We start from the raw sequence: 16,387 nt of genomic DNA on the forward strand, positions 1-16,387 counted from the left end.
ATAATTCACTAATAACATTATTATTTAAGAGATGGAGTCCAAATCCAAATATTAAAAATTATGTTATAAATAATACATTTTCAAATAATTCTAGTTTATTAGTGTCTTACATTAATGTTCCTTATTATAATATTGTAGTTAGTAGTAATGAATTTTTAGGAACAAATGTTAGTAGTTTTGGTGGTCAATGTAACAGTAACTGTAATATTGGTTGTTATACTTCAGAAAATTTGTCAAATCAATGTAATTTTGGAGGACAATTCCCTTCTCAATTTCCAAATCCAACAATCTCTGGATTTTTTGAATGGACTTATAATGGAATTGATTTAGATTGTACAATACCAACAGCTGGAAATCCATTGGTATTAACAAAAATTATTGGTTCAGCTAATGCTGTTAATGGAGGAAATCCAAATCACAATTTTTATGATATTGATTTAACTATTAACGATAGAGGAATAAATGGAGGGCCTTATTCTCAATTAAATTATAATGCTACTAATCCAAATAATAGCAAAGCATTTATTTTTGATTTAGACATGCCTTCAGATTTATTTCCAGGGCAAAATGTAAATATCACAGCCAAAGGATACCATAAAAATTAATACCTATGAAAAAAATAATAGTATTAATAACAGTATGCAGTCAGTTAGTGTGGGCACAAAATAGAAACTTAACCGCTGCAGAATATTTTTGGGGTACGATTGACCCAGGATTTGGAAATGGAACTGTATTAACAGCTGAAGATGGCGCTTTTAATGAAGCTGTAGAAAGTGTTATTGCTACCTATACTAATATTCAAACAACAGTTGGACCTGTTCTTTTTAATATAAGAGTTAAGGATGCAAATAATCAATGGGGACCAACATTTAAAAAAGCAGTTTTTGTAAATGATAACACATTTACAACAAGACAAATCAAATTAACAAAGTTTGAGTATTTTTTCGGTAATTTTGACCCTGGTGAAGGGAATGGAACTCCAATTGTTGCTTTTGATGGAGCTTTAGATGAGGCGGTAGAAACTGTTTTTAGAACTCAAGCTACTTGGGATATTGCAAACGGCCCTGTTTTATTTAATATTAGATCTAGAGATGTAAATAATTTATGGGGACCGTTATTCAAAAAAACAGTTTTTCCATTTGGAGCAAATCCAAATGCACAGCTTATCGCAGAGGGAGATTCTATCGAAATTTGTCAAGGTTCAAGTGTTACCTTAACCTACAATGGACCTAATGGATATACACCAACATGGTTTGATGGCAGTCAAGGCAATACGGTTACTTTTACTCCAACTCAAGCAGGCAGTTTTACTGTTACAGCAACATTAGAAAATAGCACGTATACAGACGCTATTAATATTATTTTTAAACCACAACCTATTTCATCTATTACACCTTCGGGTCAAGTTTTGGTTTGTGGATCTAGTAATTTTTCATTACAAGCCAATACAGGGACAGGGTTGAGTTATCAATGGTTTTTAAATGGGAACCCAATCACTAATGCAACAAATGCTACTCATTTACCTACCGCAGTTGGTTCCTATTCGGTAAGGGTAACTGATGCCGCAAGTTCTTGTTCTAAATTATCAAATCCAACTGTATTGTCTACAACATTTACTCCTCAACCAAGTGGAATAGTGAATTTTTGTGGATCTCAAATACTTAGTGTTCCAAGCGGTTCTTCAAACTCGTATCAGTGGAGAAAAGACAATGTTAATATAACCGGTGCCAATTCAAATACATACACCGCCTCACAGCCAGGTGTTTACACTTGTGTAATTACTAATGGAAGTTGTTCGTTTACAACAGTGACGATTACACTTAATCAAATTGCAGCTACTCCAACAGCAAATGCTACTCAAACATTTAATGCAGGCGAAACATTAGCAAATTTAACCGTTTCAGGAACTAATTTACAATGGTATGGTAGTTTGACAGGAGGTGCACCTTTACCATTAAACACTCTTTTAGTTTCAGGAACTACATATTATGTTAGCCAAACCATAAATGGTTGTGAAAGTAATCGTCTTGCTATAACCGTTAATCAAGCATTAGACAACTCTTCTTTTGACTTAAATAATTTTTATCTTTTCCCTAATCCAACAAATGGAATTTTAAATTTTAAATCTTCAAAAATTATTAATGAAATTAAAATATATAATTTGCTAGGTCAACTTGTTCTTGAAGAGTTTCCCAATGCAAATGAAGGCGCATTCTCAATATCGAAATTACCAACTAGCACCTATCTTGTAAAAGTAAATAACAATCCGAAAGCATTTTCAATTATTAAAAATTAATTGCATTATTAATGATTGCTTATCAGAAAACCAGCATTTTTGCTGGTTTTTTTTATTTATTTCTTGCAGAATTAATGGAATCCACAACACGAAGTCACCCAACGTTGAGTTATAAAAGAGCATCCCCTTCGTTTTATATATCCCACAAAAAAACCTGCACATCCTTGGATCCACAGGTTTCTATTTTCTATAGTCTATTTTCCTTTCTCTATTTTCTATAATCTATTCTCTACAGCCTATACTCAGTTCGCTATCCCTCGCTATGCAAACTTTTCCGACTTTGAGAGCAATAAATGAGTCCCATCTTTAAACTGAGCGGGTTTTGTTTTTATTTAGTCAACAAATGTTTCTTTAATAACACTTTTTACTTTCTCAATTTCTTTAGTTGTTAACGTTTCGTAACGTTTTACTATTCGAGCTCTATCAATGGTTCGAATTTGGTCTATAGCAATCCAACCTTTTGTTTGATTGTGTTTTAGTACCACTCTTGTTGGGTAGGGTTTAGAACTGGTTGTCATTGGAGCAACAACAATAGTTTGTAAGTATTTATTCATTTCATTGGGAGACAAAACAACACAAGGTCTGGTCTTTTTCATTTCACTTCCCATTGTAGGATCAAGATTGACCAATACAATATCATATTGATTTATTTCCATTCCTCAAAAGTTTCGTCATCAAACACGTCATTCATTAAAAGTTGGTCGTCTCCGTTTTCATGCATTTTTTGGAATGCTTTTTCCCAGTCTTTTCTTGGTTCAGTTTTTGGTTTTAAAACGATAAAGCCTTTTTCAAGAATGACTTCTATTTTGTCATGAATGTTATATTTTTTAAGGATTGTTTTAGAAAGACGAATCCCTTTTGAATTTCCAATATTGATTACTGATAGTTCCATGAACGCTTATTTTGTTATTACAAAGTAATTACAATTTTTTTAATTCTCAAAATTTTTTTGTTTTTTACGTATTTTTGAAAATAGACAAAAAAACCTGTACATCCTTGGATCCACAGGTTTCTATAGTCTATTTTCTATTCTCTATTTTCTATTCTCTATTTTCTATTCTCTGTTTTCTATTCTCTGTTTTCCATTCTCTATTCTCCAGTCTCTAAAAACTAATGACTCAATGCCGCAAAAAAATCATTTCCTTTATCGTCGGTAATGATAAACGCAGGGAAGTCTTTTACTTCGATTTTTCTTACGGCTTCCATGCCTAGTTCTTCAAAATCAACCACCTCAACCGATAAAATATTTTCTTTGGCGAGAATCGCAGCTGGACCTCCGATCGAACCCAAATAGAAACCTCCATAGGTGTTGCAGGCATTCATAACTTCTTTGCTGCGATTTCCTTTGGCCAACATAATCATGCTGCCACCGTGTTTCTGGAATTCTTCGACATACACATCCATACGCCCTGCAGTGGTCGGACCGAAACTTCCCGATGGCATGCCTTGTGGGGTTTTCGCCGGACCCGCATAATACACTGGATGGTTTTTGAAATATTCGGGCATGGGCTGACCTGCATCCAACAATTCTTTGATTTTAGCGTGGGCAATATCGCGCGCCACAATCAAGGTTCCGTTTAATTTCAAACGGGTTTTGATAGGATATTGCGACAACTCGGCTAAGATTTCTTTCATGGGTCGGTTCAAATTCACCACCACCGGCTCTTCCAAATGGGGTGCTGTTGCGGGTAAATACTGTGCGGGATTGGTTTCCAATTGCTCCAAATAAATACCGTCTTTGGTAATTTTCCCTTTAATATTCCGGTCAGCCGAACATGAAACCCCCATCCCTACGGGACATGAAGCTGCGTGACGAGGTAACCGTATCACACGTACATCATGAGTTAAGTATTTTCCGCCAAATTGAGCACCAATCGCACTTTCTTGACAAATTTGTTGCACGCGCGCTTCCCATTCCAAATCACGGAAGGCTTGACCTGCCATATTCCCAGAGGTGGGTAAGTTGTCATAATAACCTGCCGAAGCTTTTTTCACAGCGGCTAAATTCGCTTCTGCCGAAGTACCACCGATAACTAGTGCCAAGTGGTAGGGCGGACAAGCGGAAGTTCCTAAATCCATAATTTTTTCACGGATAAACTCCTCAAGTGACTTTTCGTTCAATAACGATTTAGTCTTTTGATATAAAAAGGTTTTATTGGCTGAACCACCTCCTTTTGCTAAAAACAAAAACTCATACGAACTGCCTTTTTTAGTATAAATATCAATTTGTGCGGGTAAATTGGATCCTGAGTTTTTTTCCTCAAACATCGAAATCGGGACAATTTGTGAATACCTTAGGTTGCGGTTTTGATAAGTGTTGAAAATTCCGCGTGACAACCATTCGGCATCATCGATTCCGGTAAATACATTTTCGCCTTTTTTAGCCATTACAATTGCTGTTCCCGTATCTTGACACGAAGGTAATTCGCCACTTACGGCTACTACAGCATTTTGCAATAAATTATAGGCTACGAATCGGTCGTTGTCAGTCGCTTCGGGATCATCGATGATGTTGCGTAATTTTTGCAAATGCGAAGCGCGCAACATAAATGAAACGTCTTTCATCGCTTCTTCAGCTAATAATTCCAATCCTTTTGGATCAATCGTCAGCATTTCTCGGTCGCCAAAAGTTTCAACTTTCACGTAATCGGAAGTCAATTTTTTATAGGTTGTATCGTCTTTTAAAATAGGATACGGATCTTGGTATAAAAAGTCCATTTTGTGTTGAATTTTAGAGTGGTAAAAGTATAAAAAAGCGAGGAAGTCACCTACCGTTCCTTAGGGATTAATATTCGTTTAACAAACCTAATAGGTAGGAAACATTTGAAGAATCAATAATTAACGAACAAAAAACCAGCTAGCGACCATAATTGCTGCCAATACACAAATAAAATCAACCAACAACATGGTGGCTAAAGTATAACGGGTATTTTTAATATTTACGGACCCAAAATATACGGCAATAACATAAAACGTGGTTTCGGCGCTACATTGAAAGATACATACCAAACGTCCGGTAAAAGAATCCGGGCCAAAATTTTGCATCGCATCAATCATGAATCCACGGGAACCGCCCGAACTAAAAGGGCGAAGCATGGCTACGGGGAGCGAATCGGTAATGTCTTTGGCAATCCCTATTTGTGAAAATCCGATGGCGATCCAACGGCTAATGATTTCAAACAATCCGCTATTACGGAAGAAAGAAATAGCTACTAACATGGCAAGAACATAAGGGAAGATTTTCACGCCGGTTTGGATACCATTACGTGATCCTTCGACAAATGCATCAAAAATGGTGGTTTCTTTTTCGGTGAATTTTTTTTCATGAATGAACGAAAAGATAAGTGTGGCTCCAATAATGGCTACGAGCATGAGTCCGGATAAATTGGCTGTAAAAAAACTTTTTCCGATCAAATCCAATCCGTTGATGTAGAATAAAAGTCCAACAATTGCCGCAACAACCGACATAATAGCTACGAGTAAAGTTGCGCTTAAAAAGTTAATCCTTTGGCGAATCCCCACAATAATGAGCGCCGCAATGGTGCCAATAAATGAAGTAATAATACACGGCAACATCACATCGGCGGGGTTAGCGGCATTTTGGGCGGCACGATAACCTATAATAGAGGTAGGAATCAAGGTAAGTCCGGCGGCATGCAAACACATAAACATAATTTGTGCATCACTTGCTTTATCTTTTTCGGGATTAATCTCCTGTAACGACTGCATTGCTTTCAATCCAAAAGGTGTTGCAGCCGAATCGAGTCCTAGGAAATTTGCAGCAAAATTAAGCGTCATGTATGAAATAGACTCGTGGTTTTTAGGGACAGAAGGGAAAACTTTGGCAAACACGGGAGAGAGAAATTTCGCTATTTTCTCGGAAGCACCTGAAACTATCAGCAACTCCATGAGTCCACAGAAAAACGCCAAATAAGCTATCAACGGAAGAATAATATCCATCAAGGTGTTTTTACATGTAGGCAGTAAGCCATCTGACTTTTGTACTCCCGAATAGAGTTTAACCGTTTTACTTTTGTAAACATACGTCGTATCTGGATTCAAAGTATCCCGATTGATCACTATAGTCTTTTCAGGGGCTTTTTCGATGCTATCGCGAATGAACGAAGGGGTGTCATTCAAGTAGCGTTCGGAAATCAATATGGGATCGTCTTTTTTCCCATTTAAAATGGAATCAATGGTGTAGGAGTCTCCTGAGAAAAGAGCAAAGACAGTAAAGGCTATAGAAGCTATAAAAATGGTCAACCAAAATCTACTAAGTACCATGTGTTGTAATTTTTTTCAAAATACGGATAAATCTTTGATGTAAAAAAATATCCGGTCAATGGATTCCTTTTTGCTAAAAAACCGCATATAATTAAATAATACAATTTGTTTAATGTTAAATCACTAACAGGTTTGTTATATTTGCCGAAATTAATCAACAAACTGAAATGCTTCTAGCTATGAAAAAAACCTTCATTGCTCTGGTTATCCTCCTTGGTGGACTTAATGTTTATAGTCAAACTCCCCAAGATGTGGCGGCGATTACGGCTACCTACAACATGGATAAATTAAAAGAGCGGCAAGAATATTACCGCCGTCTTCAAGCCTCTGAAAAAGAAAAAGCGATTACGGTGGCCAAAATCAATGGTTGGCCTTTAACAATTGAAGGCCCCAACGGATCTTTTTCTGAACTAATGAAACTTACACCAGATGGTTACCCCATGTATTTCAGCACCGATAATGTGGCAGCAGCTCGAGCTACACGTGCGAACTTCTTACACACGGGTGGTGTTATGGGATTAAATTTAAATGGTGAAAATATGGTAGCCCGAGTTTGGGATGGTGGCGGTGTTCGCACTACCCACAATGCTTTTGGCAACCGGGTCACTGTTGTTGACGACCCCGCTGGAAGTACTATTCTTCATGCTACCCACGTTACAGGAACGATGGTCGCCTCGGCAAATCCTGCAAGCGTAAAAGGGATGGCCCCTGCTGCATCAGCACGAACATTCAACTGGACCGATGATATTAGTGAAGCTGTATCTGAGATTCAGTTAGGGATGTTAGTTTCCAATCATTCTTATGGTGTACCTATCTCTTCAGGAGGAAATGCTATCCCTGGATGGATTGTGGGAGCTTATATTACCGATTCCTTTGCTTGGGATGAAGTGGCTTACAATGCGCCTTACTACCTTCAAGTGGCCTCAGCAGGAAATGAAGGAAATTCGAATGCCAATTCGGATCCCTTGTTTTTTGGTTTTGACAAGTTAACTACAAACAAAACCTGCAAGAATAACTTGGTAGTGGCTAATTGCGAAGATGTTACCGTTAATGCAACCACAGGAGCTGCGGGAACGATAACCATTAACAGCTCTAGTAGCCAAGGCCCTACGGATGATTTCCGTATTAAACCCGATATTACTGGAAATGGTTCAGGTTTAACTTCTACGAGTAATGCAAGTAATGGTGCTGTTTCAACTTTATCTGGAACTTCTATGGCCTCCCCAAATGTGGCAGGAACCCTTTTACTTTTGCAACAACACTATAAAAATTTATACAACACCTTTATGCGTGCTTCCACCTTAAAAGGGTTGGCTTGTCACACCGCGGATGATGCAGGTAATGTGGGTCCAGATGCTGTTTTTGGTTGGGGATTGCTCAATGCAAAACGCGCTGTTGAAACCTTAAATGCCAATGGATTAACTGCTTGGGTATCGGAAGAAAATCTAAATCAAGGCCAAACGTTTTCGATGACTGTAAATGCGAGTGGAACTACACCGTTAGTGGCTTCGATTACTTGGACCGATTTGCCCGGGAACATGAATACAAGCACCACACCCAATGAATTCATTAAGGCATTGGTAAACGACTTAGACATTCGCATTACGCGTAATGAAACAACATTTTTCCCTTGGAAATTAACGCCAAATCCCAATAATCCAGCAATAAGAACAGGAGACAATGATGTTGATAATGTTGAGTTGGTTCGCATTGACACGCCTGTAGCAGGTCAATATACCATTACCATTTCACACAAAGGAAGTTTAGTGACTGGAAGTCAAAAATATTCTTTAATCATCACCGGATTGAATTCAACATTTGCGCTCAATTCAACGAGTGGAGACCAATTATTGTGTGCTAATCAAAATGCGACTTATACCTTCAATTATACACAGTCTGGTGGGGGAACAACTACGTTTTCAGCAACAGGATTACCTGCAGGAGCTTCGGCTTCATTTACTCCACCAAGCCGAAATACCTCAGGTACTGTAACAATGACGGTTAACGGTTTGGCGAATGTAACTCCTGGTGAATATTTTGTGGGAATTACAGGAAACAATGGAACAGAAACCGAAACGCGTTTTAAAACATTACGCATTTTTAATGCCAGTTTCCAACCCTTAACCTTAAATAGCCCATCCAATGGACAAACGGGATTATCGACTTCAGCCGTGCTACGTTGGAATGCCAACAGCAATGCTGAAACTTACACTGTACAAGCTTCTACCGACAGTAGTTTCAGCACATTAGCTGTGAATGAAACGACGACATTAAACCGATTTACAGTAACTGGTTTGCAGCAATCTACCCGTTATTTTTGGCGTATTATTCCTTCTAACCGTTGTGGAACTGGGGTAGCGGCAACAGCAGCAGTTTTTAGTTTTGATACGGGTGTTGTTAGTTGTGACCAATCCTTTGAAGCAACCGATTATTCGAATGCGTCTATTGCGTCTGTGGCCAATTCAAGTGCAAGCGTACCTTTGACGATCACAGGAGGGTACACCATTGGGGACATCAATGTCAACGTAAATATTTCGCACACGTATATTCAAGATATGACGCTCACCTTACAAGGTCCGGCTTCCATTGGCAGTCCAAGTATCGTATTAATGCGTGAAGCTTGTGGGGATAATGACAATATGGACTGTACCTATGATGATGATGGGAACGATCCGGTTTGTAGTGGGAATCCATCATTAACTGGTTTAGTGGCTCCTCTTGATAGTTTGAGTGCTTTAAACTCCTTGCCTGCCGACGGAGAATGGGTATTAAACATCAGCGACCCATGGAATGGTGATGGAGGAACTGTAAACAATTTCAGTATCGACCTTTGTCGTGTTTCACCCGCATTATCAACGCCTGAAGTTAGTTTAACTCAAGTACGCGTATTCCCGAATCCGACCAACGAACTTATCAATGTTTTAATTCCAAACAGTGTGGAACGCACGCAAGTTCGCCTCTACGATTTACAAGGACGCGAAGTGGGACAAAAAGAAACCCATGACGAATTGGCGCGCTTGAATGTACAACATTTGGCCGAGGGCGTTTACCTTGTTCGTATTGAAAATAGCTTAGGAACTACTTCACAACGAGTTGTCATTAAACGATAATTTGAAAAGTCCAAAATACAGAAAGGATGTCTTTTCAGACATCCTTTTTTTATACATGTAAAATTTCTTCTGGAATGAGTAAATCCTCATTGCGGAAACGAAGTAAAACTTGTGCCACCGCTACTACGTCTTTTTCGCAATAGGTAACGATGCGATCGATGTCTTTTTCTTTATAAAACACTTCGCCCACCTGACTCCCATCGATATCGTCTTTGGAGGTGGAAATGCCTAAAATTTTGGTCAATAACTTTAACGCAGTATAATGCTTATAATCGCCAAACTTCCATAATTCCATGGTGTCCAAATGGGGTATTTCCCAGGGTTTCTTACCAAATAAATTCAATTTGCTCGGAAGAGAAACGCCGTTAATAATCATCCTTCTTGCAATAAATGGAATATCAAACTCTTTGCTATTATGTCCACATAACACATACTGAGGTCCACCAAAATGGTTGTTAAGGAGATTATTAAAGGCTTGCAGTAATTCTTTTTCTTCTCCAAAAAATGAAGTCACCCGGAAATTCCGAATGTCACTTTTGATTTGAAAATACCCGGCGGAAATACAAACAATTTTTCCAAATTCGGCCCAAATGCCTGCCCGATCATAAAATGCTTCGGGGGAAAATTCATCCCTGCGCTGGTACTGCGTTTTTTGCTCCCAAAGCACTTGCATTTCGGGATCCATTTGGGTAAAAAATTCTTCTTGGGGAACCGTCTCAATGTCGAGAAACAAGACGTGTTCTAATTTAATTTTGTCTATCATGGCTTATAAATTTTACCGAAGGTACATTATTTTTTGCATTTTTAAAACAAACTTTGTTGTGATTCCCCTTGCTCATGGGTCAGTAACCATTTCTTTCTCCATAATCCTCCAGCATATCCCGTCAAATCGCCATTGGAACCAATCACGCGATGACATGGAATGATGATCCAAAGCGGATTTTTCCCGTTGGCCGCTGCTACGGCCCGAATTGCTTTGGGATCGCCCAACTGCTGGGTTAATTGTTGGTAGGAAAGTGTTTTTCCATAGGGAATTTGAAGTAAGGCGCACCAAACTTTTTGCTGAAACTCCGTTCCTACCGGATTAAGCTTTAATTGAAATTCGGTTCGTGTTCCTTCAAAATATTCCCTAAGTTGTTGCACTACATCCAAAAGTGTTGTTGGGATTTCAGCAGTTGCTTCGCCTTCATCGGTAATACAAATCGACTGAATGCCTTCGGAATTCCCTGTGATTTTGGCAAATCCTAATGGCGTGGCTATGGTAACGGTTTCGATTGCGCTCATGGGCACAAAATACGGAAAAAACGAGGAACGAATTCTTGCATTTTGTTACACTTGTTGCCTTATTTTACTTCGCCAAGCTCATCATGTATTGCTCCAACGCCAACCGTTGTTCGGGCTTCATGTTTTTGGTTATGGCAAAATTCGCTTTCATGATGCTGTACTGAGACGGATCAACTATAGGCTCAGATTCTTCATTTAAAAAAGCAGCAATGCTGGCATTTTTAGCTTTATATATGGCAACAATTTCCTGTATGCTGGGCCCTACCACTTTGGTATCTAGCTTATGGCATGCCACACAGGTTCCTTCGCCTTCAAACAATGCTTTGCCTTGTTCCGCTAAGGGAAAATCAGGCTTTTTTTTGGTTTCTTCAACGGTCTTTTCTGGGTTGACTTCATTGCTGTAATTGTCGGTTTTCTTTGGGTCACGGCCGCAAGAAATCGCGATACAGGCAAGAGCTAATATGCAAAACAAATGTGATTTTTTCATGGCTACAATTTTTACACTGGTGTACTTATTCATTTTTGCAATTTCAAGAATAATGGATTGACTATTGCCGATTCAACAATTGCGCGGCTTCTTTGGCAAAATAGGTCGAAATCAAACTAGCACCAGCTCGTTTAATGCACATCAACTGCTCCATCATAATTTTGTCATGGTCCAACCATCCGCGTTCGGCTGCCGCTTTGATCATGGCGTATTCTCCTGAAACATGGAAAACGGTAACGGGTACATTCACTGCATTTTTCACTTCACGCACAATATCCAAATAGGCAATTCCGGGTTTGACCATCACCATATCGGCGCCTTCTTCCACATCCCAAAGGGCTTCTTTTACCGCTTCAATACGGTTGGCATAATCCATTTGGTAGGTTTTTTTATCTTTAGGAACCACTACATCCGCTTCTTTGGGTGCACTGTCCAAGGCGTCACGGAAGGGACCGTAAAACGCTGAAGCATATTTAGCGGAATAACTCATAATCCCCACATGATGAAATCCTGCTGCGTCCAATCCTTGGCGGAGGCGCAATACCCGACCGTCCATCATGTCGCTAGGTGCCACAAAATCGGCGCCGGCTTCGGCATGCGAAACGGCCATTTTCACCAAGGCTTTATTGGTTTCATCGTTGGCAATATCGCCGTTTTTAATAATGCCATCATGACCATAAATGGAATAAGGATCCAAGGCCACATCAGGCATTACAATCATTTCGGGACAAGCGGCTTTGATGGCGCGAATGGAACGTTGCATCAATCCTTCAGGATTCCAAGCTTCTTTGCCAGTATTGTCTTTCAAACTTTCATCGACTTTTACATAAATGTTAACCGCACGAATACCTAAAGCAAATAATTCTTTGACTTCTTCTACGGTTAAATCTAACGAACGGCGAAAAATACCCGGCATCGATGGGATCTCAGAACGGTAATTTTCTCCCTCAGCGATAAACATGGGGAACATAAAATCACTTGGACTTAATGTTGTTTCACGAACTAAGGAGCGAATGCTCTCGTTAACACGTAATCTTCTTCCTCTTTGTAATGGAAACATAATTTTAGTTTTTAGCAATTAGCTTTCAGCAATTAGCCAAAAGTAAATGACATTTTTATTTTGATTCTTTATGAATTCTTTTATGGAAATAACTACTGAATGTTACTAGTCACTAGTCACTAATCACTAGTCACTTCAACCCACTCCAAAGGTTGCGCCAAAACTTCTAACAATCGCGCTTCCTCGGTACCCGGTTCTGGATGATGATCATACACCCACTGTACATGCGGCGGTAAACTCATCAAGATGGATTCAATCCGCCCGTTGGTTTTGAGTCCGAACAACGTGCCTTTATCGTGAACCAAATTGAATTCGACATAACGGCCGCGGCGAATTTCCTGCCAAGTGCGTTGCGCCTCTGTAAAGGGTAAGTCTTTTCTACGTTCGACTATAGGCCCATACGCTTGTAAAAAGCTGTTTCCAACTTCGGTTACAAAACGGTACCAATCGTTCATGGTGTGCTTATCGTCGGCTTTTAAATAATCAAAAAACAAACCACCGACGCCACGGGCTTCTTTGCGATGGGTATTCCAAAAATAGGTATCACATTGTTTTTTATATTTGGGATAAAAGGAACTATCGTGGGCATCACAAGCGTTTTTACAGGTTTGATGAAAATGGATTGCATCTTCGTCAAAAAAATAATAAGGGGTTAAATCCTGTCCGCCGCCAAACCAACTTTGCATCACTTCACCTTGGGCATCATACATTTCAAAATAGCGCCAATTGGCATGTACCGTAGGCACCATGGGGTTTTTGGGATGTATAACCAAACTCAATCCACACGCAAAGAAATCGGCTTCTCCTACCTTAAACATTTGCTGCATCGAATCGGGTAATTTGCCATGAACCGCCGAAATATTCACACCCCCTTTTTCAAAAACGGAGCCGTTTTCAATAACGCGTGTTCGACCACCTCCGCCTTCGGGTCGGTCCCATAGATCTTCACGGAATTTTGCTACACCATCAATGGCCTCGAGACCGGAACAAATCTGGTCTTGAAGGGTATGGATATAGGATAGAAATTGTTCTTTCATAAAATTTAGTTTTCAGTCACAGTTTTCAGTCGCAGTACGCTGATAATGTTCACTGATTACTGTACACTGATTACTGTACACTGATTACTGTACACGGCCTACTGATTATACTCCTTTACTGCTTCAATAAAGGCTTTGGCGTGATCAACCGGAATATTGGGTAGAATACCGTGACCAAGATTCACGATGTAATTGTCTTTTCCAAACTCATCAATCATTTCATGAACCATTTTTTTGATGGTCGGGATGGGTGACAACAAACGACTTGGATCGAAATTTCCTTGCAGGGTAATGTTCCCACCGGTTAAATAACGGGCATTTCGTGCAGAGCACGTCCAATCTACTCCTAAAGCCGAAGCTTTGGATTTGGCCATCTCGCCCAAGGCAAACCAACAGCCTTTTCCGAATACAATTACTTTGGTGTCTTCGGCTAAAGCATCCACGATTTGATTGATGTATTTCCAAGAGTACTCCTGATAATCGGCCGGAGACAATATGCCGCCCCACGAATCAAAAATTTGCACCGCGTTAACGCCCGCTTTTACTTTTTCTTTTAAGTATAAAATGGTCGTGTCGGTGATTTTTTGCAATAAGGTATGCGCCGCTACTGGATTGGAGAAACAAAATCCTTTGGCTGTATCAAAACTTTTCGATCCTTTTCCTTCTACGGCATAACAGAAAATGGTCCAAGGTGAACCGGCGAAACCGATTAACGGCACCTCATCATTCAACATTTCTTTGGTCAATTTCACGGCATCCATGACATAGCCTAAGGTTTCCTGAATGTTCGGTACAAAAACTTTGTCGACTTGCTCCATTGTGCGGATAGGATTCGGAATAATCGGACCCAAATTGTCTTTCAGTTCAACATGAATGCCCATGGCGCGGGGCACAACCAAAATATCCGAGAACAAAATCGCGGCATCGGGTTGGACGATACGAATCGGCTGCACCGTAATTTCGGCTGCTAATTCTGGCGTTTCACAACGGGTGAAAAAATCATATTTATCGCGAAGTGCACGGAATTCTGGCAAATAGCGTCCGGCTTGACGCATCATCCACACGGGCGGACGTTCTACTTTTTCATTGTTTAATGCACGTAAGAAAAGGTCATTTTGAATCATAAGGTATCATTTGGTCGAATCGAAATTCAGCGTTTAAAATAGTCTATACTTAGTTGTAGCGTGGCCTCCACAGTGGGAGTTGACGCTTTGTAAACATTTTGAGTAATCCCGTTTAATGCGGCAGCTGTTGTCGGGCCAATGCAAAAACAAGGAAGGTCATCCAGCGTATTTTTTTCTAAAAAACTCTCCACACCCGACGGACTGAAAAACAGGATGCCGTGTAGGGGTGTTTCCATTTTTTCGGATTGATTTACCGTTTTATATACTACGATTTCACGTAATTTTTTCCCATTAGAGATTAACTTGTTGGGCAGCGTATCCAAACGGCGATTTCCGCAAAAGAAATCGAAATCAGTGGCCTCCGATTCCAGCAGGTAAGTCGCTAAAGCTGCTGCCGTTTCAAACGAAGTACGCACTGTAAATCCGGAGTCTTCCAATGCTTTTCGTGTTTTTTCACCCACACAAAAAACACTATGTTTTTCCGGTTGAAGGACAAGCTGTTGCTCCACGACACTTTTTACCGCTTGCTGACTGGTAAACAGCAGCTTTTGCTGGGGTTCAAAAGTGGGAATGGACACCGGTTGTATCACAATCATCTCCTTTTCTATCACATCAAATCCAGCATCTACCAACAATTGGCGTTGGTTTGAAGTCAGGATTTTGGTAGACAGGAGGGTTTTCATTTGCTGTAAGAACGTATATTCGTTTTATTTCTTCAATTGGGTTTTAATGCGTTCCATTAAGGCAGCGCCTCCATTGTCTAGGATTTCTTTGGCACAATGGAATCCCAATTTTTTCCATTCATTAATGGGGAAATTGCGTTGAATTTCCAATTTTTCTTGCCCGTCAATCGACAATAAAACGCCATGAAACTGGATTTCGTCGTTGGCCTCATCGTATTTTGCTATTGCGCCGATGGGTGCGGTACACCCTCCTTCCAACGTACGTAAAAATTGACGTTCGATGGCGGTACACACTTCGGTCTCTATATCATTCAATTGGGCTAAAGCTTCAAGGGCGTGGCTATCATTTTCCATGGCGACCACAACCATTGCTCCCTGTGCTGGCGCTGGAATCATCCAATCCAAATCCAAATAGGTTTGTGGTTTTAAGTTGATGCGTTCCAATCCGGCAGCAGCAAAAACGGCTCCACTCCAAGCGTTGTCGTTTAATTTTTGCAGGCGGGTATTGACATTGCCTCGTAAATCGACAACCGTATGTTGCGGATAACGATGCAACCATTGTGCTTGACGGCGTAAACTTCCTGTGGCAATAGTTGTGGGAGCCCCGAGAAAATCGGTTGCTCCTTTATGAACCAAAATATCGTTCACATTGGCACGTGGCAAAACCGCGGCTTGCACGATTCCTTGAGGTAAAGCGGTAGGGACATCTTTCATGGAATGCACGGCAATATCCACTTCGCCTTTGATCATGGCGATGTCTAATGTTTTGGTAAAAATTCCGGTGATTCCGAGTTCATATAGCGGTTTATCCAACACCAAGTCGCCTTGGGATTTCACAGCAATGATTTCGGTGCGGTAACCCAAATCGTTCAGCTGTTTTTCTACTGTTTTGGCTTGCCAAAGAGCGAGTTCGCTGTCGCGGGTTCCGATGCGTAGGGTTTTACTCATCTTATTTTTCAGAGGATGCCAATTGGAACACTTTTTCGATCCACTCGATACTTTCATCGACGGGTGTGTTTTCA

15 protein-coding genes are annotated in these 16,387 nt (G+C 40.2%); 3 read left to right on the forward strand and 12 right to left on the reverse strand.

The genetic code is table 11. The features are described from left to right. Together Q0037_RS11500 and Q0037_RS11505 are read left to right on the forward strand one after the other, a co-directional pair. On the forward strand, positions 1 to 605 hold a 605-nt coding region (locus Q0037_RS11500; protein ID WP_297518515.1), incomplete at its 5' end, for a hypothetical protein. 5 nt (positions 606 to 610) lie between these two features. Then, the gene (locus tag Q0037_RS11505; protein WP_297518517.1) at positions 611 to 2,296 is read left to right on the forward strand and encodes a T9SS type A sorting domain-containing protein; all 1,686 of its coding nucleotides are present in this window, start codon (positions 611 to 613) and stop codon (positions 2,294 to 2,296) included. Between the two features lie 332 nt (positions 2,297 to 2,628). On the opposite strand, the gene Q0037_RS11510 is transcribed toward Q0037_RS11505, so the two are convergent. The 4 genes from Q0037_RS11510 to Q0037_RS11525 all read right to left on the reverse strand — a co-directional run bounded on the left by Q0037_RS11510 (position 2,629) and on the right by Q0037_RS11525 (position 6,580). Beyond that, entirely contained in the window at positions 2,629 to 2,952 is a 324-nt protein-coding gene (locus tag Q0037_RS11510) for a type II toxin-antitoxin system PemK/MazF family toxin (RefSeq protein WP_297518519.1), read from the reverse strand. Further along, on the reverse strand, positions 2,943 to 3,188 hold the full coding sequence (locus Q0037_RS11515) for an AbrB/MazE/SpoVT family DNA-binding domain-containing protein (protein ID WP_297518521.1): 246 nt from the start codon (positions 3,186 to 3,188) through the stop codon (positions 2,943 to 2,945). The genes Q0037_RS11510 and Q0037_RS11515 overlap by 10 nt, the downstream gene beginning before the upstream one ends. A 218-nt stretch (positions 3,189 to 3,406) precedes the next feature. Further along, entirely contained in the window at positions 3,407 to 5,014 is a 1,608-nt protein-coding gene (locus tag Q0037_RS11520; RefSeq protein WP_297518523.1) for a fumarate hydratase, read from the reverse strand. 120 nt (positions 5,015 to 5,134) lie between these two features. Beyond that, entirely contained in the window at positions 5,135 to 6,580 is a 1,446-nt protein-coding gene (locus tag Q0037_RS11525; RefSeq protein WP_297518525.1) for a nucleoside recognition domain-containing protein, read from the reverse strand. 179 nt (positions 6,581 to 6,759) lie between these two features. On the opposite strand from Q0037_RS11525, the gene Q0037_RS11530 reads away from it, so the two are divergent. After that, positions 6,760 to 9,690 carry a S8 family serine peptidase gene (locus Q0037_RS11530; protein WP_297518527.1) on the forward strand — a complete coding sequence of 977 codons (2,931 nt, stop codon included), beginning with the start codon at positions 6,760 to 6,762 and terminating at the stop codon, positions 9,688 to 9,690. A 49-nt stretch (positions 9,691 to 9,739) separates the two neighbouring features. On the opposite strand, the gene Q0037_RS11535 is transcribed toward Q0037_RS11530, so the two are convergent. The 8 genes from Q0037_RS11535 to hemC form a co-directional block, all read right to left on the reverse strand. Continuing rightward, entirely contained in the window at positions 9,740 to 10,453 is a 714-nt protein-coding gene (locus tag Q0037_RS11535; RefSeq protein ID WP_297518529.1) for a 3'-5' exonuclease, read from the reverse strand. A gap of 41 nt (positions 10,454 to 10,494) precedes the next feature. Then, a complete protein-coding gene (locus Q0037_RS11540) occupies positions 10,495 to 10,965 on the reverse strand; it encodes a methylated-DNA--[protein]-cysteine S-methyltransferase (RefSeq protein ID WP_297518542.1) in 471 nt (156 codons plus the stop codon). Between the two features lie 73 nt (positions 10,966 to 11,038). Beyond that, positions 11,039 to 11,494: a c-type cytochrome gene (locus Q0037_RS11545; RefSeq protein ID WP_297518531.1), complete on the reverse strand. Its 456-nt coding sequence runs from the start codon at positions 11,492 to 11,494 to the stop codon at positions 11,039 to 11,041. Between the two features lie 28 nt (positions 11,495 to 11,522). Beyond that, positions 11,523 to 12,521, reverse strand: coding sequence for a porphobilinogen synthase (hemB, locus tag Q0037_RS11550; RefSeq protein WP_297518534.1), 999 nt, complete (start codon positions 12,519 to 12,521; stop codon positions 11,523 to 11,525). A gap of 119 nt (positions 12,522 to 12,640) precedes the next feature. Beyond that, complete coding sequence (hemF, locus tag Q0037_RS11555) at positions 12,641 to 13,558, reverse strand: oxygen-dependent coproporphyrinogen oxidase (protein WP_297518536.1); 918 nt, start codon at positions 13,556 to 13,558, stop codon at positions 12,641 to 12,643. A 98-nt stretch (positions 13,559 to 13,656) separates the two neighbouring features. Beyond that, positions 13,657 to 14,682 (reverse strand): uroporphyrinogen decarboxylase, encoded by a 1,026-nt coding sequence (gene hemE / locus Q0037_RS11560; protein ID WP_297518538.1) that lies wholly within the window; start codon positions 14,680 to 14,682, stop codon positions 13,657 to 13,659. Positions 14,683 to 14,708: 26 nt separating this feature from the next. Next, a complete protein-coding gene (locus Q0037_RS11565; protein WP_297518540.1) occupies positions 14,709 to 15,365 on the reverse strand; it encodes a uroporphyrinogen-III synthase in 657 nt (218 codons plus the stop codon). Between the two features lie 24 nt (positions 15,366 to 15,389). Next, positions 15,390 to 16,313, reverse strand: coding sequence for a hydroxymethylbilane synthase (gene hemC / locus Q0037_RS11570; protein ID WP_297518544.1), 924 nt, complete (start codon positions 16,311 to 16,313; stop codon positions 15,390 to 15,392). Between the last annotated feature and the right edge of the window lie 74 nt (positions 16,314 to 16,387).

Source organism: Flavobacterium sp., assembly GCF_027482425.1.
Taxonomy (GTDB): domain Bacteria; phylum Bacteroidota; class Bacteroidia; order Flavobacteriales; family Flavobacteriaceae; genus Flavobacterium.